General features: G+C 70.0%; 14 protein-coding genes and 2 pseudogenes. 12 read left to right on the top strand and 4 right to left on the bottom strand.

Annotated features, from left to right (window positions below):
• Nucleotides 1-138: 138 nt before the first annotated feature.
• Together VL129_RS15090 and mgtA are read right to left on the bottom strand one after the other, a co-directional pair.
• A complete protein-coding gene (locus VL129_RS15090; protein ID WP_325414127.1) occupies nucleotides 139-696 on the bottom strand; it encodes a DedA family protein in 558 nt (185 codons plus the stop codon).
• A 52-nt stretch (nucleotides 697-748) separates the two neighbouring features.
• Nucleotides 749-3,283: pseudogene (mgtA, locus tag VL129_RS15095) on the bottom strand (magnesium-translocating P-type ATPase); the annotation flags it as partial.
• A gap of 130 nt (nucleotides 3,284-3,413) precedes the next feature.
• Between mgtA and glgP the strand changes: the two are divergent.
• The 11 genes and pseudogenes from glgP (at nucleotide 3,414) to groL (ending at nucleotide 17,212) form a co-directional block, all read left to right on the top strand.
• Complete coding sequence (gene glgP / locus VL129_RS15100; RefSeq protein WP_414705217.1) at nucleotides 3,414-5,909, top strand: alpha-glucan family phosphorylase; 2,496 nt, start codon at nucleotides 3,414-3,416, stop codon at nucleotides 5,907-5,909.
• Nucleotides 5,910-6,000: 91 nt separating this feature from the next.
• Complete coding sequence (locus VL129_RS15105) at nucleotides 6,001-6,669, top strand: thermostable hemolysin (protein ID WP_325414132.1); 669 nt, start codon at nucleotides 6,001-6,003, stop codon at nucleotides 6,667-6,669.
• A complete protein-coding gene (locus VL129_RS15110) occupies nucleotides 6,653-8,110 on the top strand; it encodes an AMP-binding protein (protein WP_325414133.1) in 1,458 nt (485 codons plus the stop codon). Before VL129_RS15105 ends, VL129_RS15110 begins: the two co-directional genes overlap by 17 nt.
• 3 nt (nucleotides 8,111-8,113) lie before the next feature.
• Nucleotides 8,114-8,782 carry an iron-containing redox enzyme family protein gene (locus VL129_RS15115; RefSeq protein ID WP_325414135.1) on the top strand — a complete coding sequence of 223 codons (669 nt, stop codon included), beginning with the start codon at nucleotides 8,114-8,116 and terminating at the stop codon, nucleotides 8,780-8,782.
• The gene (locus VL129_RS15120) at nucleotides 8,769-9,599 is read left to right on the top strand and encodes an SDR family oxidoreductase (protein ID WP_325414137.1); all 831 of its coding nucleotides are present in this window, start codon (nucleotides 8,769-8,771) and stop codon (nucleotides 9,597-9,599) included. Before VL129_RS15115 ends, VL129_RS15120 begins: the two co-directional genes overlap by 14 nt.
• The gene (locus tag VL129_RS15125) at nucleotides 9,596-10,246 is read left to right on the top strand and encodes a tetratricopeptide repeat protein (RefSeq protein WP_325414139.1); all 651 of its coding nucleotides are present in this window, start codon (nucleotides 9,596-9,598) and stop codon (nucleotides 10,244-10,246) included. Before VL129_RS15120 ends, VL129_RS15125 begins: the two co-directional genes overlap by 4 nt.
• Before the next feature lie 54 nt (nucleotides 10,247-10,300).
• The gene (locus VL129_RS15130) at nucleotides 10,301-10,960 is read left to right on the top strand and encodes a response regulator transcription factor (RefSeq protein ID WP_325414140.1); all 660 of its coding nucleotides are present in this window, start codon (nucleotides 10,301-10,303) and stop codon (nucleotides 10,958-10,960) included.
• Nucleotides 10,954-12,369 carry an ATP-binding protein gene (locus VL129_RS15135; RefSeq protein WP_325414141.1) on the top strand — a complete coding sequence of 472 codons (1,416 nt, stop codon included), beginning with the start codon at nucleotides 10,954-10,956 and terminating at the stop codon, nucleotides 12,367-12,369. Before VL129_RS15130 ends, VL129_RS15135 begins: the two co-directional genes overlap by 7 nt.
• Nucleotides 12,370-12,430: 61 nt before the next feature.
• Complete coding sequence (locus tag VL129_RS15140) at nucleotides 12,431-12,952, top strand: cytochrome b (RefSeq protein ID WP_325414142.1); 522 nt, start codon at nucleotides 12,431-12,433, stop codon at nucleotides 12,950-12,952.
• 10 nt (nucleotides 12,953-12,962) lie between these two features.
• Nucleotides 12,963-15,239, top strand: coding sequence for a heavy metal translocating P-type ATPase (locus VL129_RS15145; protein ID WP_325414144.1), 2,277 nt, complete (start codon nucleotides 12,963-12,965; stop codon nucleotides 15,237-15,239).
• A gap of 346 nt (nucleotides 15,240-15,585) precedes the next feature.
• Nucleotides 15,586-17,212: pseudogene (gene groL / locus VL129_RS15150) on the top strand (chaperonin GroEL).
• A 10-nt stretch (nucleotides 17,213-17,222) separates the two neighbouring features.
• On the opposite strand, the gene VL129_RS15155 reads toward groL, so the two are convergent.
• A complete protein-coding gene (locus tag VL129_RS15155) occupies nucleotides 17,223-18,185 on the bottom strand; it encodes a ribose-phosphate diphosphokinase (protein WP_325414146.1) in 963 nt (320 codons plus the stop codon).
• Between the two features lie 26 nt (nucleotides 18,186-18,211).
• Nucleotides 18,212-19,249 (bottom strand): phosphotransferase, encoded by a 1,038-nt coding sequence (locus VL129_RS15160; RefSeq protein WP_325414148.1) that lies wholly within the window; start codon nucleotides 19,247-19,249, stop codon nucleotides 18,212-18,214.
• 143 nt (nucleotides 19,250-19,392) lie between these two features.
• Here VL129_RS15160 and VL129_RS15165 point away from each other — a divergent pair, with 143 nt between their 5' ends.
• On the top strand, nucleotides 19,393-20,283 hold the full coding sequence (locus VL129_RS15165; protein WP_325414150.1) for a universal stress protein: 891 nt from the start codon (nucleotides 19,393-19,395) through the stop codon (nucleotides 20,281-20,283).
• Nucleotide 20,284 lies beyond the last annotated feature (1 nt).

A 20,284-nucleotide genomic window follows, 5' to 3' on the forward strand; every position in this document is an offset into this window, starting at 1 on the left:
TCAGGAACAGCTCCTTGCGGGTCTGCTTGCGCTTGCCGGCGTACTCGGCGTCGGCGAAGGTCATCTGCTTCATCGGAAAGCTCGGGCGGGTGAAGTCGACGGATTTTGCCAAATCAGGGAGTCTTTTTCAGAGTTTCCCTAATGCTTCCTGCGCCCCCACCACCGCCACAGCCCGACCATCACTCCCATCCCAATTATCACCAGCAGTACGCCTTCCTCGTAGCGCTGGATATCGGCAAACAGCCAGTGCAGCGTCTGGCCGAACAGGTAGCCCGCGCCGCCGACCAGCAGCGCCCAAAGCGCGGCGCCGATCAGGTTGAACAGAATGAAGCGCCACGCCGGAACGTCGCTCATGCCAATGGCGATGGGTCCGGCGATGCGTAATCCGTACATGAAGCGCACGCCGATGATCACCCCCACCTGAAAGCGCAGCATCAGGCGGTTGACCTGCTGGGCGGCTGGCGTCAGTTGCGGAAAGCGCTTCAACAAGGCCGTTCCGTAGCGCCGACCCATGAAGAACCAGAGCTGATCGCCCAGCGTGCCGCCGCAGAAGGCGATGAGGACGATCCAGGGAAATGACAGATACCCCTGGTGCGCGGCGAATCCAGCCAGCAGCAAAACCGTTTCGCCCTCGAAGAGCGCGCCGGCGAATACCGCCAGATAGCCGTAGTCGGCGACCAGTTGCGTCAGCGTCATCCGGTTGTCCTCCGGCTGCCACGCACTGGCAGGCCGTCACATCCGGGGTTGTTCATGGCGGCCACGGCTGCCCCCGATGCCGCCGCGCCGCCCGCGTCGGCCGGCGCGCTTTAGCCAGCAGGTGGCGCTTCACCCATTCCGAGGTGGCGGCGTAGAGCAGGGTGAGGGTCAGGATCGCCGCCAGCAGCGGCCAGGGCAGGGGCACCAGGTCGAACCAGCCGCCCACCGGGGTGTAGGGCAGCAGCAGGGTGAGCAGCATCACCGCCAGGGTGCTGATCAGCAGCAGCCGGCCGGGGCGGCTGCGGTAGAAGGGCTTGTAGGTGCGCACCACGAAGATGATCGCCAGTTCGGTGAGCAGCGATTCCACGAACCAGCCGCTGCGAAACAGCGCCGGCTGGTCGCCGGCCACGTAGAACAGCAGCCCGAAGGTCAGCGCGTCGAACAGCGAGCTGGTCAGGCCGAACACCACCATCACGTTGCGCACCTCGCGCAGGTTCCAGTGGTGCGGGGTGCGTTCCCACTCGGGGTCCACGTGGTCGCCGGCCAGGGTCATGGCCGGCAGGTCGGAGAGGAAGTTGTTGAGCAGGATCTGCTTGGCCAGCAGCGGCAGGAACGGCAGCAGCGCCGAGGCCAGCGCCATGCTGATCATGTTGCCGAAGTTGGCGCTGGTGGTGATGAAGATGTACTTGAGGGTGTTGGCGAAGGTGCGCCGGCCCTCATCGATGCCCAGGCGCAGCAGGTCCAGGTCGTGGCGCAGCAGCACGAAGTCGGCGGCCTCGCGGGCCACGTCGGCGGCCTGGTCCACCGAGATGCCGACGTCTGCCGCGTGCAGCGCCGGGGCGTCGTTGATGCCGTCGCCGAGAAAGCCCACCACGTGGCCGGTCTTCTGCAGGGCGAGGATGATGCGCTCCTTCTGGCTGGGGTCGACCTCGGCGAACAGCGCTACCTGCGGCACGCGGTGCAGCAGTTCGTCGTCCTTCATGCGCAGCAGCTCGCCGCCGGTGATCAGCTGTTCGGCGTCCAGGCCCACCGCCTCGGCCACATGGCGGGTCACCCGGCGGTTGTCGCCGCTGATGATCTTCACCTGCACGCCCAGCCCGGCGAGGCGCTGGAGGGTGTCGGCTACGCCGGGTTCCGGCGGGTCGAAGATCAGCAGGAAGCCCTCGAAATCCAGCGCGCGCTCGTCGGCCACCGTGCAGCCGGTTGCGCCCGGCAGCCTGCGGCTGGCCACGCCCAGCACCCGGTAGCCCTGGGCGCTCCATTCGGCGAAGCGGGCATCCAGTTGTGCGCGGTGCGCGGCGTCCAGCGGCTCGCCGTGCACGTGGTCGCAGGCGTCGAGCACCTTGTCCAGCGCGCCCTTGACGATCAGTAGCGGCGCGCCCGCCGGCTCGGCCACCAGCACGCCGAGGCGCTTGCGCACGAAGTCGTAGGGGTTTTCGTCGAGCTTGCGGTAGCCGTCCAGCGCCACCTGCTGTTCCTGGGCGGCGGCGCTGATCGCCTCGTCCAGCGGGTTGGCCATGCCGGTCTGCAGCCTGGCGTTGAGCGCCGCCAGCAGCAGGCAGCGCGGCGACGGCTGGCCCTCGGCGTCCAGCGCGGCGTCCAGGCGCGCCACGCCTTGAGTGAGGGTGCCGGTCTTGTCGCTGCAGAGCACGTCCATGGCGCCGAGGTTCTCGATGGCGTTGAGATGGCGCACGATCACCCCATGGTGGGCCATGCGCTGGGCGCCCTGGGCGAGGGTGATGCCCAGCACCGCCGGCAACAGCTCCGGCGACAGGCCGACCGCCAGGGCGATGGCGAACAGCAGGGTGTCCACGGTGGGCCGCCCCAGCAGGATGTTGGCGGCCAGTACCGTGAGTACGATCAGCAGCATCAGGCGCAGCAGCAGCGCGCCGAAGTGGCGCAGGCCGCGTTCGAACTCGGTTTCCGGCGGGCGCAGGGTCAGGCTCTGGGCGATGCGCCCGTACTCGCTGGCCGCGCCGCTGCGCACGGCCAGCAGCCGGGCGGTGCCGCTGCGCAGCGAGCTGCCCATGAACAGGCAGTTGCTGCGCTCGGCCAGGCTGGCGTCGATCTTCGCCACCCCGGGCAGCTTCTGCACCGGCGCCGATTCGCCGGTCAGCAGGCCCTGGGCGACGAAGCAGTCGCGCGCCTCCAGCAGCAGGCCGTCGGCGGGCACCAGGCTGCCGGCGGACAGCTCCACCACGTCGCCCGGCACCACCTGGCTGGCGGGAATCTCCCGCAGCTGGCCGTCGCGACGCACCCGGGCGGTGACCGCCACCTGCTGGCGCAGCTGTTCGACCGCCCGCGACGCCCGGTGCTCCTGCAAGGCGGTGAGTAGGGCGCTGAGCAGGATGATGGCCAGCACGATGGCCGCGTCGATCCATTGCGCGACGATCAGGGACACCACACAGGCCACCACCAGGATCAGCATCAGCGGGCTGTGCAGCTGGGTGAGGAAGGCGCGACCGAAACCCGCCCGCCGGGCCAGTCGCTGCGGGCGGGGCTGCCGCTGCGCGGCCTGCTCGGCGGACAGCCCCGGCGGGCCGCTGTCCAGCGCGTGCCAGGCCTGCTCCGCCGTCCAGCTCCACCAGGGCTCGTTCATGGCTCACCTGCCTGCGGTAGGCGCGCAAGGGCGCCGACTATCCTGAGCAGGAACTGCAACACCTGCGAAGGAAGGGACCGTGAGCGAGCCGATTCATTTCATTCACCCCAAGCAGCGCCTGGCCTTCCATGAGATCGAGGGCTACGAGGAGCTGTTGGAGCTGGCGCTGGACATGCGCTCCTCCTGGAACCACGCCACCGACTGGATCTGGCGCCTGCTCGATGCGCAACTGTGGGCGCTGACCCACAACCCCTGGGTGGTGCTGCAGACGGTGTCGGCGGACCGGCTCCGCCAGGTGCTGGGTGACGCCGCCGTTCGCCTGCGCCTGGACACACTGGTGGAGGCCCGGCGCCGCGCGGCCGAGGCGCCGGCCTGGTTCCAGCAGGCGTACCCGCAGGCGCCGCTCGGCGCGGTGGCCTACTTCAGCATGGAGTTCATGCTCGGCGACGCACTGCCCATCTATTCCGGCGGGCTGGGCAACGTGGCCGGCGACCAGCTCAAGGCCGCCGGTGACCTCGGTGTGCCGGTGTACGGCGTGGGCCTGCTGTACCAGACCGGCTACTTCCGCCAGATGATCGATCGCAACGGCGCGCAGCAGGCGCTGTACCCCTACAACGACCCCGGCCAGCTGCCGATTGTCCCGCTGCGCCAGGCGGACGGCGAGTGGCTGCGCTTTCGCCTCGAACTGCCCGGCTACGCCATCTGGCTGCGGGCCTGGCAGGTGCAGGTCGGCCGGGTGAAGCTGTTCCTGCTCGACAGCAACGACATGGCCAACTACCCGGTACACCGCGGCATCACCAGCCAACTGTACGGCAGCGGCGCCGAGTTGCGCCTGACCCAGGAGCTGGTGCTCGGCCTCGGCGGCTGGCAGTTGCTGACCGAGCTGGGCCTGCGGCCGGAGGTGTGCCACCTCAACGAGGGCCACGCGGCCTTCGCCGTGCTGGAGCGGGCGCGCCATTTCAAGGAGGAGAGCGGCCAGGACTTCGAGGTGGCGCTGGCGGCCACCCGCGCCGGCAACCTGTTCACCACCCACACGGCGGTAACGGTGGGCTTCGACCGCTTCGCCCCGGCACTGGTCGAGCAGTACCTGGGCGACTATGCGGAACAGCGCCTGGGCATTTCCCGCAGCGCGCTGCTGGCGCTGGGGCGTGACGATGGCGGGTTCTTCAACATGGCCTGGCTGGCGATTCGCGGCAGCGGCGCGGTGAACGGCGTCAGTCGCCTGCACGGCGAGGTGAGCCGCACGCTGTTCGCGCCGCTGTTTCCACGCTGGCCGCTGGACGAGGTGCCGGTCGGCCATGTCACCAACGGCGTGCACATGCCCACCTGGGACTCGGCGCAGGCCGACGAGCTGTGGACCACCGCCTGCGGCAAGGATCGCTGGTCCGGCACGGTTGGCACCCTGGGCGAGGACATCAGCTGCGCCTGCGACGCCCGGCTCTGGCAAATGCGCACCTCTGCCAGCGCCACGCTGATCGACTACGCGCGGGAGCGGCTGGCCTGGCAACTGGCGGCCGCCGGGGCCGGGCCGGAGTGGGTGGAGATCGCCCGTCATGTGCTGGATTGCAACACCCTGACCCTGGGCTTTGCCCGCCGATTCGTGCGCTACAAGCGGCCGAACCTGCTGCTGCACGACCCGCAGCGGCTGATCCGCCTGCTCACCCATCCGCAGCGCCCGGTGCAGCTGATCCTGGCCGGCAAGGCGCACCCGGACGACCGGGTCGGCCAGGCGATGATCCGCCAGTGGGTGGATTTCGTGCGCCGCCCCGAGGTGCGCAGCCATGCGGTGTTTCTGGCCGACTACGACATGCAGCTGACCGAGCAGCTGGTGCAGGGCGTGGATGTCTGGCTGAACACGCCCCGGCGCCCCTGGGAGGCCTGCGGCACCAGCGGCATGAAGGTGCTGGTCAATGGCGGTCTGAACCTGTCGGTGCTGGACGGCTGGTGGGCGGAGGCCTACTCGCCGGAGGTGGGCTGGGCGCTGGGCGATGGCCGCGAGCATCCGGACGACCCCGAGGACAACGCGCGCGACGCCGAGGCGCTCTACGCGCTGCTGGAGAACGAGGTGGTGCCGCAGTTCTACCAGCGCGACGAGCTGGGCATCCCCACCGCCTGGGTGGAGCGCATGCGCCAGAGCATGGCGCGGCTCACCCCGCGGTATTCGGCGGCGCGCACCGTGCGCGAGTACACCGAGCGGCATTACCTGCCGGCGGCAATGGCCTACCGCGAGCGTGCCGCCGAGCAGGGCGCGCGGGCGGCGGAGCTGGTGCGCTGGCGGCGCGAGCTGGACGAGAAATGGACGGCGCTGCGCATCGGCGAGGTGCGGCTGTTCACCCAGGACGGCAGTCACCATTTCGAGGCCCAGCTGTACCTGGACGCCTTGAACCCCGATGCCGTGCGTGTCGAGCTGTATGCCAACGGCCTGGACGGCTGCTCCGCCGAACGCCTGGTGATGCAACGGGTGCGCCAGCTGGTGGGCGCGACCTCCGGCTACGCCTATGCCATCGAACTGCCGGCCCGCCGGCCGGCCAGCGACTACACGCTGCGCGTGATCCCGGCCCATGCCGGGGCGCAGGTGCCGCTGGAGAGCGTGCACATTCTCTGGGAGCGCTGAGCCCGCCGGCGCTTCGTTGCGAACCTAAGACTTTCTTAAGCCTGCGTGCCGAAGATACCTCTCGGATCTTTTCTGCAGAGGACTTGCCCGCATGGTTGAAATCGACACGTTGGCGCGCATTGGTCGCGACACGCCGCTGTACCTGCGCCGGGCCGAGGCCGATGGCGGCCCGTTGCGACAGACGCTGGAAGCCTTCATTCGCCAGCGCTTCGCCGAGGAACACCAGGCGCGCATTCATCATTTCCTGCCCTGCCTGCTCGGCCTGCTGGACGAGCACGGCGTGGTGCAAGGCGCGGTGGGCTTGCGTCCGGCTCGCCAGCCGCTGTTTCTCGAACGCTACCTGGATGCGCCGCTGGAGGGTGAGATCGCCCGCCGCCATGCGCGGCAGGTGCCGCGCGACGCCATCGTCGAGGTGGGCAACCTGGCCGCCACCGGCGCCGCCTCGGCGCGCCTGTTGATCGTCGCGCTCACCGACCTGCTGATCAGCGAAGGCTTCCAGTGGGTGGCCTTCACCGGCACCCGCGAACTGCTCAACAGCTTCCAGCGCCTGGGCCTGGCACCGCTGCCGCTGGGCGAGGCCGATCCGGCGCGCCTGGGCGCCGAGCGCGAGGACTGGGGCAGCTACTACGCCAGCCGGCCGCAGGTGATGGTCGGCGAGATCCTGCCCGGCCACCGACAACTGCTGCAGCTGGGGATGTATGCGCGTCTCGGCCATCAGCCGCGCTACCACGGAGGGCTGGCCCATGCCGTCGGTTGCTGAACGGTTCTGGACGCGCCTGACCGCCCATAGCGGCACGGCGCTGAGTGATGGCGAACGCCGGCTGGACTATGCCGAGCTGCTGGACGAAATCGATGCGCGGGTCGAACGCCTGCGGGCCTGGGACGTGCGGCGCGTGGCGCTGGCGCTGGACAACGGCCTGGAGTGGGCGCTGTGGGATCTGGCGCTGCTGCGCGCAGGCCTGGTCTGCGTGCCGCTGCCGGGCTTCTTCTCCGATGACCAGCAGATCCATGTGCTACAGGACGCCGGCGTCGACGCGCTGCTCGGCGCGCACAGTCCGGCCAGCCAGGCTTGCGGCTTCCGCGAGGAAGGCGGGCTGCTGCGCCGCGTGCCGGCCCGCCAGGCGGAATTGCCGCCCGGCACCTGCAAGATCACCTACACCTCGGGCACCACCGGCCAGCCCAAGGGCGTCTGCCTGGATGCCGCGACCCTGCTGCGCGTGGCCGACAGCCTGGAACTGGCCAGTCGCAGCCGCCAGGTGACGCGCCATCTGTGCGTGCTGCCGCTGGCCACACTGCTGGAGAACCTCGCCGGCATCTACGCCCCGTTGCTGGCCGGCGCCGTCGTGGAGCTGCGCCCGCTGGCGCAGATCGGACTGCAGGGCGCCAGTGGCTTCGACGTGGCGCGTTTCCTCGCGCTGCTGCATGCGGTGCGCCCCAACAGCCTGATCCTGCTGCCGCAGCTGCTGCTGGCGCTGGTGACGGCGGCGGAGCAGGGCGTGGCGCTGCCGGAGGCGCTGCGCTTCGTCGCCGTGGGCGGCGGGCGCGTGGCGCCGCAGCTGCTGGAGCGGGCCGATCAGTTGGGTCTGCCGGTGTTCGAGGGCTACGGGTTGTCCGAGTGCGCCTCGGTGGTGTGCCTGAACACGCCCGAGGCGCGCCGCATCGGCAGCGTCGGTCGACCCCTGGCGCATGTCGAACTGCGCCTGGCCGAGGACGGCGAAGTCTGGGTGCGCGGTGCGCGCATGCTCGGTTACCTGGGCGAGCCGCCGCTGTCCGGCGAGTGGCTGGCCACCGGCGACCTGGGCGAACTGCAGGACGGCTTTCTGACCCTGCGCGGGCGCAAGAAACACCAGTTCGTGACTGCCTACGGCCGCAACGTCAACCCGGAATGGGTCGAGGCCGAGCTGGTCCAGCAACTGCCCATCGCCCAGGCCTGGCTGCACGGCGAGGCGCTGCCGTGCAACGTCGCCGTGCTGGTGCCGCGCCGCGCCGACTGCCCGGACGCGCAACTGGCCGAGGCGGTCGCCGCGGTCAATCGCACGCTGCCCGACTACGCCCGGGTGCACCGCTGGCTGCGCGCCGCACAACCGTTCAGCGCCGACAACGGCCTGGCCACCCGCAACGGGCGGCTGCGCCGCGTTGCGCTGCTCGACCATTACCAAGCGGCCCTCGCGGGCCTGATGACTTCCCCCTGCGGAGAGTGACCCATGGAGTTCTTCGAAGAGCTGCAACACCAGACCGAGACCGAGCGTAGCTACCTGCTCGGCGCGCCGATCATCCAGAGTGCCCTGGATGGCACCGCCAGCCTGGACAGCTACATCGCCTTCCTGAGCGAGGCCTACCACCACGTGAAGCACACCGTGCCGCTGCTGATGGCCTGCGGCGCGCGACTGCCGGAACGGCTGGAATGGCTGCGCAGCGCGGTGGCCGAATACATCGAGGAAGAGATCGGCCACCAGGAGTGGATCCTCAACGACATCCGCGCCTGTGGCGGCGATGCGGAGGCGGTGCGCAACGGCCAGCCGAGCCTGGCCACCGAGCTGATGGTCGCCTACGTCTACGACCGTATTGCCCGCCACAACCCGGTGAGCTTCTTCGGCATGGTCAACGTGCTGGAGGGCACCAGCATCGCCCTGGCCACCCAGGCCGCCGAGGTGCTGCGCACCAGCCTGCAATTGCCGCCCAAGGCCTTCAGCTACCTGACCTCCCACGGCAGCCTGGATATCAGCCATGTGGAATTCTTCCGCAAACTGATGAACCGCCTCGATGACGCCGACGACCGCGCCGCCGTGGTGCACACCGCGCGGGTGGTGTACCGCCTGTACGGCGACCTGTTCCACAGCCTGCCGGCGGAGGTGCGTCATGCGACTCGCTGACTGCCGGTTGCTGGTGACCGGCGCCAGCGGTGGCATCGGCCAGGCGCTGGTCGAGCGGCTGTGTGACGGCGGCGCCCGGCTGCTGCTGGTCGGTCGCGATCGCCTGGCGCTGGAGCAACTGGCCGAGCGCTTTCCCGGCCAGGTGGAGACGGTCTGCGCGGACCTGGCGGACCGTGCGGACCGTCAACGGGTGCTGATCGCCGTCCGCCACTTCGAGGATTTCAACGGGGTGATCAGCGCCGCCGGGATCAACAGCTTCAGCCTGTTCGAGGAGCAGGACGAGGCGTCCATCGAGCGCCTGATCAGCGTGAACGTCACCGCCACCCTGCAGCTGCTGCGCCTGCTGCTGCCCGAACTGCGCCGCGCGCCGCGCGCGCTGGTGATCAACCTGGGCTCCACCTTCGGTTCGCTCGGTTATCCGGGCTTCGCCGCCTACTGCGCCAGCAAGTTCGCCGTGCGCGGTTTCAGCGAGGCGCTGCGCCGCGAAATGGCGGATACCGCCGTCAGGGTGCTGTACATCGCGCCGCGTGCCACGCGCACGGCGATGAACGCCGGGCCGGTGGTGGCCATGAACGATGCGCTGGGCGTGGCCATGGACGATCCCCGCCAGGTGGCCGGGCAGATCGCCCGGGCCATCGAGGCCGAGCGCGAGGAGCTCTATCTCGGCTGGCCGGAGCGCTTCTTCGTGTTCCTCAACCAGTTGCTGCCCCGGCTGGTCGACCGCGCGCTGCAGCGCCAGCTGCCGGTCATCCGTCGCTTCGCCCGTGGGGCGGAGTCTGCCTTGTCTTCTACCTCTTCCGGAGATCAACACCCATGACTATCCGACTCGGTATCGGCGCCGTCCTGCTGGCCCTGGCCAGCCAGTCCGTCTTCGCCCTCGACGCCGCCAGCGAACAGGAGCTCGCGCACCTGCAGGAGCGCTGGGCGCAGATCAACTACGAGCTGCCCGAGGCGCGCCGCGAGGCCGCCTTCGAACAGCTCGCCAGCCAGGCCGAGGCCGCCACGCGGCGCAACCCTGATTCGGCGGAGCTGAAGAGCTGGCAGGGCATCATCCTCAGCACCTGGGCCGGCGCCAAGGGCGGCCTGGGCGCGCTCGGGCTGGTCAAGCAGGCGCGCACGGTGTTCGAAGAATCGCTGGCGCTCGATCCGCAGGCGCTCGACGGTTCGGCATCCACCAGCCTGGCCACCCTGTATTACCAGGTGCCGGGCTGGCCGATCGGCTTCGGCGACAAGGCCAAGGCCGCCGAACTGTTCGATCAGGCGCTGCGCCTCAATCCGCACGGCCTGGACGTCAATTACTTCCATGCCGACTTCCTGTTCCGCGAAGGCCGCTACCCGGAAGCCCGCGCGGCGCTTGAGAAGGCGCTGGCCGCGCCCGACCGCCCGGGCCGCGAGCTGGCTGATGCCGGCCGGCGCCAGGAGGCACAGCGCCTGCTGGAACAGGTCGAAGAAGAACTGGAATAACGGCTGCGCCCGGCGTTGAATGCCGGGATTGCCCGGCATGGTGGAAACCGCGTTATGCGCATTCTGTTGGTGGAAGACGATCCGGCGCTCGGCGAGGGCATTCGCACGGCACTCAAGCCCGAGGCCTACACGGTGGACTGGCTGCGCGACGGCGCCGCGGCGCTGCACGCGCTCACTCATGAGACCTTCGATCTGGCGATTCTCGACCTGGGCCTGCCACGCCTCGATGGCCTGCAGGTGCTGCGGCGCCTGCGCGCCGCCGCCAATCCGGTGCCGGTACTGGTGCTTACCGCCCGCGACGCGACCAGCGATCGCATCGCCGGGCTGGACGCCGGTGCGGACGACTATCTGGTCAAGCCGTTCGATGTCGAGGAGCTCAAGGCCCGGTTGCGTGCGTTGCTGCGGCGCAGCTTCAGCCGCCCGCAGCCGCTGCTCGAGTACCGGGGCATCTGTCTGGACCCGGTGACCCAGCAGGTCAGCTACCAGGGGCAGGAGATCAGCCTGCCGCGCAAGGAATACTTGCTGCTGCACGAACTGCTGTCCCAGCCGGGGCGGGTGCTGACCCGCGACCGACTGGGACAGGTGCTCTACGGCTGGGACCAGGACGTGGAGAGCAATGCCCTGGAGGTGCATATCCATCACCTGCGCCGCAAGTTCTTTCCCGAGCTGATCCGCACCGTGCGCGGGGTCGGCTATCTGGTGGACAAATGCTGAGACCCTCGATTCGCAACCGCACCCTGCTGCTGGTGCTCTGCACCCTGGCCATCGGCCTGACCCTGATCGCCCGGCAGAGCTACAGCGACGCCCGCCACGAGATCGAGGAGCTGTTCGACGCCCAACTGGCGCAGAGCGCCCGGCTGTTGCAGGGCATGCTGCGCAGCGGCATGGACGCGACGGGCCTGGGTGAGCTACAGGCGGCGCTGGACGAGGCGGTGCGCTACCGGCACGACGCCGAACTGGCCGGACACGCCTATGAAAGCAAGCTGGGCTTCCAGGCCTACGACGGCCGGGGGCGGCTGATCCTGCGTTCCTCCAGCGCCCCCGCGCAGTCGTTGCTGGAACTGCTCGGCGGGGTGGGCGAGGCGCAGGCGGGCTTCCATGACCTGCGGCTGGGCGACTTCCAGTGGCGCCTGTTCCTGCTCGACGATGTCGGCGATGGCCTGCGCATCCTGGTCGGCGAGCGCGACGACGTGCGTGGCGAGCTGGTCGGCAAGATCGCCCGGCGCAGCCTGCTGCCCGATCTGCTCGGTCTGCCGCTGGTGGCGGTGCTGGTCTGGCTGGCGGTGGGCTGGGGGTTGCGACCGCTGGCGCGCATGGCGCAGTTGTTGCGCGGACGCGCCGCCGACGATCTGTCGCCGCTGCTGCTGGCGCCCCTGCCGCTGGAGCTGGAGCCGGTCGCCGCGTCGCTGAACCGCCTGCTGCATCAGCTCAACCAGTTGATGGCGCGCGAGAAGCGCTTCATCGCCGATGCCGCCCACGAGCTGCGCACGCCGCTGGCGGTGCTGCGCATCCATGCCCAGAACGCGCTCGCCGCCGCCGATGAGGCGGAGCGCGAGCGCGCCCTGCGCCTGCTGATCGGCGGCGTCGACCGCACCACCCGGGTAGTCGGGCAACTGCTGACCCTGGCCCGACTGGAGCCCGAGGCGCAGGCATTGCAGCGACGTCCCGTGGATCTTGCGCTGCTGGCGCGCGAAACCCTGGCCGAACTCACGCCGCTGGCCCTCAGTCGCGATCAGGAACTGACCTTGGAGGCTGACGGGGCCGGGGAGTGGCGGCTGACCGGCGATGCCGCCGGCCTGGCCACCCTGTTGCAGAACCTGGTAGGCAACGCGCTGGAATACACCCCGGCGGGCGGGCGCATCCAGGTGAGCCTGCGCACGCTGCCCGATGCCGTGCTGCTCGAGGTCGACGACAGTGGCCCGGGGGTGCCGGCCGAGCAGCGCCCGCAACTGCTGGAGCGCTTCTTCCGCCTGGGCGGGGGGGAGGGTGCCGGACTCGGCCTGGCCATCGTTGCGCGTATCGCCGAGTTGCACGGCGCCGAACTGGAGCTGCTGGATTCCCCCCTGGGTGGCTTGCGCGTCGCCGTGCGCTTCCCCGCGGGAACGCCGCAGCGCCATCACTAAGCTTGGGTTAAGGAAGGCCCGTTACTCTCGCCGCCGTATTCCTACCTCGAGGACCTTCCCCATGAACGCCAATCGCTACAGTCCCATGAGCATCGGCCTGCACTGGCTGATGCTGCTGCTGATCGCGGCGGTGTACGCCACCATCGAGCTGAAGGGCAACTTCCCCAAGGGCAGCGAGCCCCGCGAACTGCTCAAGCACTGGCACTTCATGCTGGGCCTGAGCGTGTTCGCGCTGGTCTGGCTGCGTCTGCTGGCGCGCTGGATCAAGCCGGTGGCCAACCTGCCGGGCTGGCCGGAGCGCTTTGCCCGCGTGATGCACCTGGCCTTGTACGCCCTGATGATCGGCCTGCCAGTGCTCGGCTGGCTGACCCTGAGCGCCGCCGGCAAGCCGATTCCCTTCTTCGGCCTGGAGCTGCCGGCACTGGTGCCGGTCAACGCCGAGCGGGCCGGGCAGTACAAGGAGCTGCACGAGCTGCTGGGCCAGGCCGGTTACTGGCTGATCGGCCTGCATGCCGTCGCGGCGCTGCTGCATCACTATGTGCTGCGTGACGATACACTGCGCCGCATGTTGCCCCGGACCTGATGGACCCTGCATGAGTCGAACGCCCGCCTGGCTGAACCCGCTGCTGCTGATCATTACCCTGCTGGCGGTGCCGGTCGGGCTGCTGGCTCCGGAACGCCAGGCGTTCTGGGTGTGGGGCGCCAGCGCGCTGCTCGCGGCGGCGGTGCTGCTGGTGGAAATCGTGCTGCGGCTGCTGCGCCGCGAGGTGGGTGTCGACCTGATCGCGCTGCTGGCCATCCTCGCCGCCCTGGCGGTCGGCGAGGCGCTGGTCGCCGCGATCATCGCCCTCATGCTGGCCGGTGGCCGCCTGCTGGAATCCTGGACCGAGCAGCGCGCCGAGCGCGAGCTGCACCGCCTGGTCGATCGCGCGCCCCGCCAGGCCTGGCGCTACCGGGGCGATAGCCTGGAACAGGTCACCATCGAACAGGTGGTACCCGGCGACACCCTGCTGGTGCGCCTGGGCGAAGTGGTGCCGGTGGACGGCGAGGTGCTGTCCGGCGAGGCGGTCCTGGATGAGTCGGCGCTGACCGGCGAGGCCCTGCCGGTGCGCCGCCAGGCCGGCGAGGCGGTGCGCAGCGGGGTGGTCAACGCCGGAGCGCCGTTCGACCTGCGCGCGAGCCGGCCGGCGGAGCAGAGCACCTATGCCGGCATCGTGGCGATGGTGGAGGCCGCGCGCGGTTCGCGGGCGCCCTTCGTGCGCCTGGCCGACCGCTACGCGCTGGCGCTGATTCCGCTGACCCTCGGGCTGGCCGGGCTCGCCTGGTGGCTCAGCGGCGACGTGCTGCGCGCCCTGGCGGTGCTGGTGGTGGCCACGCCCTGTCCGCTGATTCTCGCCGCGCCGGTGGCGATCATCGGCGGCATCTCGCGCAGCGCCCGGCGCGGCGTGCTGATCAAGGATGGCGCGACCCTGGAGGCGCTGGCGCTGGCCCGGCGCTTCTTCTTCGACAAGACCGGTACCCTGACCGCCGGCAACGTGACCCTCGACGGCGTGGAAAGCGCCGGCCGCCATTCTCCGGCCCGCTTGCTGGCCTGGGGCGCCGCCCTGGCCCAGGCCTCCCCGCATCTGGTGTCGCGGGCGCTGGTGCGCGCGGCCACCGAGCAGGGGCTGAACCTGGTCACGCCACACGAGGTGCGCGAAGTGCCGGGCGCGGGACTCAGCGGCCAGGTGGACGGCCATCACATCGCCTTTGGCAGCTTCGATTACGTGGCGTTGGGCGCCGTGGCGACCCCCGGTATCGAGGCGCTGCGCCGGCGCATGGCTTACGAGCTGGCCGCCGGCAGCTTCATTGCCGTGGACGGCCATATCGAAGGGGTGGCGCTGTTCGCCGACCGGCTGCGTCTGGAAACCCCCTATACCCTGCGGGCGCTGCGCCGCGCCGGGGTCGAACGGATGGTCATGCTGACCGGCGACCAGCGGGAGGCCGCCGAGGTGATCGGCCGTGCCGCCGGGGTCGACGAGGTGCGCGCCGGGCTGACGCCGCTGCAGAAGGTCGAGTCGGTGGCCCAAGGGCGCCGTCAGGGCCACACGGCGATGGTCGGCGACGGCATCAACGACGCGCCGGCGCTGGCCGCCGCCGATGTCGGCATCGCCCTGGCGGCGGGTGGCGGCACGGCCTCCTCGGAGGCGGCCAGCGTGGTGCTGCTGGTGGATCGTCTGGACCGCATCCCGGAAACCCTGCTGATCGCGCGCCGCTCGCGGCGCATCGCCGTGCAGAGCGTGGCGGTGGGCATGGGCCTGTCGCTGCTGGCCATGCTGTTCGCGGCGCTGGGCATGCTGCCGCCGCTGGCTGGCGCCCTGGTTCAGGAGGGCATCGACGTGCTGGTCATTCTCAACGCCCTGCGCGCCTTGCGCGGCGGCCGGCGCATCGCCGCCGCGGCGCTGGACAGCGAGCAGGTCGAGCGCCTGCGCCAGGAACATGCCGCGTTGGCGCCCTTGCTGGCACGGGTACACCGCCTGGCGGAGCGGCTGGCCGGCTTGCCGGCGGCCCAGGCCGGGCAGGAGGTGCGCGAGCTGGTGAGCGATCTGGAGCAACGTCTGCTACCCCACGAGCGCGAGGACGAGGATGCGCTGTTCCCGCGCCTGGCGGACAAGCTGGCCGGGGAAGACCCGCTCGCCGCGCTGAGCCACACGCACCGGGAGATCTTCCGCCTCGGCCACCTGCTGGGCCGCATGAGCGCCGACCTGGCCGACCCCCCGGACGCCGAGGCGCTGGCCGAGATCCAGCGGCGGCTGCTGCAGCTGGATATCGTCCTCAGCCTGCACTTCGCCGACGAAGACGAGCTGTACCACAACCTCGATAGCCGCTGAGCGACTGCCGGCCTACATTGTGGGGCCGGCTTTACGCCGGCCAGCGGAGGTCGGGTACCCGCGCGCCTTGGTGGCGCTCCCACCTCCGTAGGCCGGGATAAACCCGGCCCCACAGGCTCGTGCCGGCGCCGCAAGGCTGGTGTGGTTGCTGCCTTTGTAGGGCCGGCTTTACGCCGGCCAGCGGAGGTGGGTGCCTGTGCGCCTTGGTGGCGTTCCCACCTTCGTCGGCCGGGATAAACCCGGCCCTACAGTTTGGCGGCCGCGGTGCATACATCGCCGCGCTGGAGCTTTCCCGCGCCCTCGCCAGTCGAACGCGCAGAACCGTCTGCGTCGAGGAGGCGAGGCCATGGCCCACACCAAGATCCTGTTTCGCGGCGCGGCCCGCGACAAGGTGCTGCGCGGCGCGACGCAACTGGCCGACGCGATCCGCGTGACGCTCGGTCCCAAGTCCAAGTCGGTGCTGATCCAGCGCAGCTGGGGCACGCCGCTGGTGTGCAACGACGGTGTGACCATCGCCAAGCAGGTGGACCTGGAAGACCCGGAGGAAAACCTCGGCGCGCAGATGCTGCGCCAGGCCGCCGAACGCACCGGGGAGCTGGTAGGCGACGGCACCAGTACTGCCACCGTGCTCGCCCACGCGCTGTTCGCCGATGGCGTGCGCAACGTGGTGGCCGGGGCCAGCGCCATCGACCTCAAGCGCGGGCTGGATCGTGGCCTGCAGCTGGCTGTCGAATCGCTACGTAGCCAGTCCCGCCCGGTACGTACCCGCCTGGAGAAGGCCCAGGTGGCGACCCTCTCGGCCCACAACGACCCGAAGGTCGGCGACCAGGTGGCCGATGCGCTGGAAAAGGTCGGCAGCGAGGGGGGTGATCAGCGTTGAGGAATCCAAGACCACCGAAACCGTGGTGGAGGTGGTGGAAGGCATGCGCTTCGACCGGGGTTACGTATCGCCGTACTTCGTCACCGACAGCGAGAAGATGCAGGTGGTGCTGGAGGAGGCCTACCTGCTGCTCTGCGAACAGAAGATCGGCCTGCTCAAGGACCTGATTCCGCTGCTCGAGCAACTGGCCAAGAGCGGTCGGCCGCTGGCGCTGATCGCCGAGGACATCGAGGGCGAGGCGCTGGCCACGCTGATCGTCAACCAACTGCGCGGCGTGCTGCATGCGGTGGCGGTCAAGGCGCCGGGCTTCGGCGACCGGCGCCGGGAGCTGCTGCAGGACATCGCCATTCTCACCGACGGCCAGGTGATTTCCAGCGAGCTGGGGTTGAGCCTGGAACAGGTGACCCTGGAGATGCTCGGCCGCGCCCGGCGGGTGGTGGTGGACAAGGAGAGCACCACGCTGATCGGCGGCGCGGGCGCCCGCGAGGCCATCGACAAGCGCGTGCAGCAGCTGCGCCAGCAGATCGACAAGGCGACCAGCGACTACGATCGCGAGAAGCTGCAGGAACGGCTGGCCAAGCTGGCCGGCGGGGTGGCGGTAATCCGGGTCGGCGCCCCCAGCGAGTCCGAGATGCGCGCCCGCAAGGACGCGCTGGACGATGCCATCGCCGCCACCAAGGCGGCCATCGCCGAAGGCATCGTGCCGGGTGGCGGGCTGGCGCTGCTGCGCTGCGTGCCGACGCTGATCGAGGCGGAGGTCGGTAGCGAGGGGGACGAGCGCACCGGTTTGCAGATCCTGCGTCGCGCACTGGAAGCGCCGGCGCGCACCATCGCCGAGAACTCGGCGGTGGACGCCGGGGTGGTGGTGGCGCGCATGCTGGCCGAGGGCGGCAATGTGGGCTTCGACGCCGCCGCCAATCGGTACGTGGATCTGTACGAGGCCGGCATCGTCGACCCCACCAAGGTGGTGCGCGTGGCGCTGGAGAATGCCGTGTCGGTGGCCAGTGTGCTGCTGCTGACCGAGGCGGTAATGACCGAGCTGCCGGAGAAGGAAGCGCCGCCGCCGAGCCAACCCCATCCCGATATGTACTGATTCCGTACCGTTACGTCTGGATGCCGTAATTCTCCGCCAACTGCGCCGCGACCATCGCCGTGGAATCCAGAACGGTCAGCCGGCGCGCGGCCAATTCGGCGGGCAGGCGGAACGGCGGCACCGTATCGCACAGGACGATGCCTTCGAACAGCGGGCTTTCCAGCAGCTCGGTGCCGCCGGTGAACAAGCCGTGGGCGGCGGCGGCAAACAGGCGCGAGGCGCCAGCCTCATGGCAGGCGCTGGCGGCGCGCAGCAGGGTGCCACCGGTGCTGATCAGGTCATCGATGACGATCGCCACCTTGCCGCGCACCTCGCCGACCAGCAGGGCGCCGGTGACCACGTCATTGGCCCGGTATTTCTCCATGTAGGCGCTGCCCACCGGCCGGCCGATGCGTCGCTGCAGGGCCTGGCGGAACAGTTCGGCGCGCTTGGCGCCGCCGGCGTCCGGCGATACCGCCACCACGTCGGCCGAGGCGGCCAGCGGGGCGAAGTGTTCGGCGAACAGCTCGGCGCTGGCCAGATGCTGGGTGGGAATCCGGAAGGCGTTGTCGAAGGCCGCCAGGTTGTGGATTTCCAGGGCCATCAGGCGGTCGACGCCGCAGGCCTCGATGAGGCTCGCCAGGTAGCGGGTGATGACCGGATCCTGGTACTGGGTGCGGCGTTCCTTGCGGGCGTAGCACAGGTAGGGCGTGACCAGCTGCAGGTGGCGGGCGCCGGCGTCCTTCAGCGCGCCGCAGAAGAACAGCAGGCGGCACAGCTTGTCGTTGACGCTCTGGCGCTCGTCGCCGTAGAGGTTGTGCAGCACCACGACGTCGCGGCCGTTGACCCGCTCCAGGGCGCGGGTCTTGTGTTCGCCGTCCTCGAAGGTGCGTTCCTCGTGTTCGCCGAGGTCGCAACCGAGGCGCCGGGCGACCCGGCGGGCGTAGTCCTGGCTGCCGTGCAGGGCGAAGAAAAGCGGGCGTTCCGCAGACATGTGCCTCTCCATGATCGGGCCTGGGTTCAGCATTGCCGCTGGCGTGCCTGCGTCAAGCGCAGCGGCGGGAGTTCCAGGCTGACGCGCGCCAGGCGCAGCAGGCTGCGGGACTGGCGGGCCTTGAGGCGGGCAATGCGCGGTTCGGTCTGCCGCTTGGCGCTGCCAGCCAGGGTGAAGGCGCGCAGCGCGGCACGCAGGGCAAAGAACAGTGGCAGCGGCTGGCAGTCTTCGGCCTCGTCGCGCTGCGCCCGGTAGCTGGCCAGCAGCTGCTCGGCGTGCCTCGGCAGTTGCCGGAAGTGCAGGTCCATGAGCACGAAGGCCAGGTCGTAGAGCACGTCGATGCAGTTCAGCCGCTCGCTGAACTCGATGCCGTCGAACAGCGTCGGCCGGCCTTCGAACAGGCAGATGTTGGCCAGGCGCAGGTCACCGTGGCAGCGGCGGACCCGGCCGCCGCGCCGCCGCTGTTCCAGGCAGTCGGCCTGGCGGTCGAGCGCCTGCAGGCTGGCGCGGTACAGGGCCTGCACCGGCGCGGCGGGCAGCAGATCCGGGTGGCCGAGCAGTTCGCGGTGGTTCTCCTCGATGGCCAGGCGCATGCCTTCGACGCCGCCGTGCTCGGGCAGGCGTTCGGCGCCATTGTGGAAGCGGGCAATTTCGGCGCCGAGGCGCTCGGCCAGATCCACGTTCAGCGTGCCGGCGCCGGCCATGCGGTCGAACAGGGCGTCCTGGGGAAAGCGGCGCATCACCACCACCCAATCCAGTACCGTGCCCTCGCCATCGAAGGTCAGGTTGCCGTCGGCCTGGCGGGTGATGGCGCTCAGCCCCAGATACAGGGTCGGCGCGGTGCGGCGGTTCAGGGCCAGTTCCGCGCGGCAGGCACGGGCGCGGCTTTCCAGGCTGCGGAAGTCCAGCGAGGCGTAGGTCACCGCGCGCTTGAGCTTGTAGGCTCGATCGCCGTACAGGACGATCAGCGAGCCATGGGTGTCGATGCGCTCGATGACCCCCGACCCCGGGCCGTGGCTCTGCGGGTTGCACAGGAAGTCGATGACCTCGCGTTGTCCATTCATGCGTGTCGTCCGTCGTCAGCGCGACCCTGTGCAGCATGGGTGAAATCTCCGCCGGGCGGCCGCCGCGACGATCAACGGTCCGGGGTGTGCGCGGCTACAGTGAAAGGGCGGCCGCGTGGCGGCAGATTTCCCGGAGGCTACCCATGAGCCAGTTCCAGCGCCTGCTGGTGATCGTCGATCCCCGGATGCGTCATTCCCCGGCGCTGCAGCGCGCGGCGGCGCTGGCTCGCACGGGTGGCGCCACGCTGCATGTCGCCGCGCTGGTGGCGACGCCCGCGCTGGTGGCGCTGCTGCCCGCCGAGGTGCAGGCCAGGACCCGCGACGGCTACGCCGCGGAATGCCGCACGCGCCTGGAGGAACAGATCGAACCGCTGCGCCGACAGGGGCTGACGCTCACCAGCGAGGTGCTCTGCGTGTCCGATCGGCGCGTGGAAATTCTCCAGCACGTGGCCGAGCTGCAGCCGGACCTGCTGATCAAGGACGTGCAGCATGAAGGCGAGCTGAAACGCACCTTCATCACCCCGCTGGACTGGCACCTGCTGCGCGAGTGCAGCGTGCCGCTGCACCTGGTCGCCGCCGGCGGGCATGCCTTGCCGCGCAGGGTGGTCGCGGCAGTCGACACATCGCGGGAGCAGGCCAGGGACAGCGGGCTGAACGAGCGCATCATCGAGGCGGCCAACGCCCTGGCGATGCAGAGCGGCGCCGAGCTGCACCTGCTGCACACCTACGACCCGCTGCGCTACTACATGGCCGACGCCGGCGCGCCCAGCGAGTCCTGGAACGAGCTGCGAGACATCGCCCGGCAGGACTTCCAGGCGTTTGCCGCGGCCCAGGGGGTTCCCGAGGAGCGCCGGCATTTCCTGCTCGGCCCGCCGACCATGACCCTCGCCGAGTTCGCCCGCGAACAGCAGGTGGACGTGCTGGTGATGGGGCGCGTGCAGCGCACGGGGCTGGACAAGCTGGTCGGCAGCACCACCGAGCATGCGCTCTACCAGGTGCCCTGCAGCATCCTGGCCATCGCTCCGGAGGGCTGAA

It is taken from the genome of Pseudomonas sp., from assembly GCF_035497915.1.
Taxonomy (GTDB): domain Bacteria; phylum Pseudomonadota; class Gammaproteobacteria; order Pseudomonadales; family Pseudomonadaceae; genus Serpens.

What these genes read in the sequence shown, in the direction of transcription:
- VL129_RS15090 (WP_325414127.1), bottom strand. Translation starts at nt 696, where the DNA reads ATGACGCTGACGCAACTGGTCGCCGACTACGGCTATCTGGCGGTATTC.
- VL129_RS15105 (WP_325414132.1), top strand. Translation starts at nt 6,001, where the DNA reads ATGGTTGAAATCGACACGTTGGCGCGCATTGGTCGCGACACGCCGCTG.
- VL129_RS15110 (WP_325414133.1), top strand. Translation starts at nt 6,653, where the DNA reads ATGCCGTCGGTTGCTGAACGGTTCTGGACGCGCCTGACCGCCCATAGC.
- VL129_RS15115 (WP_325414135.1), top strand. Translation starts at nt 8,114, where the DNA reads ATGGAGTTCTTCGAAGAGCTGCAACACCAGACCGAGACCGAGCGTAGC.
- VL129_RS15120 (WP_325414137.1), top strand. Translation starts at nt 8,769, where the DNA reads ATGCGACTCGCTGACTGCCGGTTGCTGGTGACCGGCGCCAGCGGTGGC.
- VL129_RS15125 (WP_325414139.1), top strand. Translation starts at nt 9,596, where the DNA reads ATGACTATCCGACTCGGTATCGGCGCCGTCCTGCTGGCCCTGGCCAGC.
- VL129_RS15130 (WP_325414140.1), top strand. Translation starts at nt 10,301, where the DNA reads ATGCGCATTCTGTTGGTGGAAGACGATCCGGCGCTCGGCGAGGGCATT.
- VL129_RS15135 (WP_325414141.1), top strand. Translation starts at nt 10,954, where the DNA reads ATGCTGAGACCCTCGATTCGCAACCGCACCCTGCTGCTGGTGCTCTGC.
- VL129_RS15140 (WP_325414142.1), top strand. Translation starts at nt 12,431, where the DNA reads ATGAACGCCAATCGCTACAGTCCCATGAGCATCGGCCTGCACTGGCTG.
- VL129_RS15145 (WP_325414144.1), top strand. Translation starts at nt 12,963, where the DNA reads ATGAGTCGAACGCCCGCCTGGCTGAACCCGCTGCTGCTGATCATTACC.
- VL129_RS15155 (WP_325414146.1), bottom strand. Translation starts at nt 18,185, where the DNA reads ATGTCTGCGGAACGCCCGCTTTTCTTCGCCCTGCACGGCAGCCAGGAC.
- VL129_RS15160 (WP_325414148.1), bottom strand. Translation starts at nt 19,249, where the DNA reads ATGAATGGACAACGCGAGGTCATCGACTTCCTGTGCAACCCGCAGAGC.
- VL129_RS15165 (WP_325414150.1), top strand. Translation starts at nt 19,393, where the DNA reads ATGAGCCAGTTCCAGCGCCTGCTGGTGATCGTCGATCCCCGGATGCGT.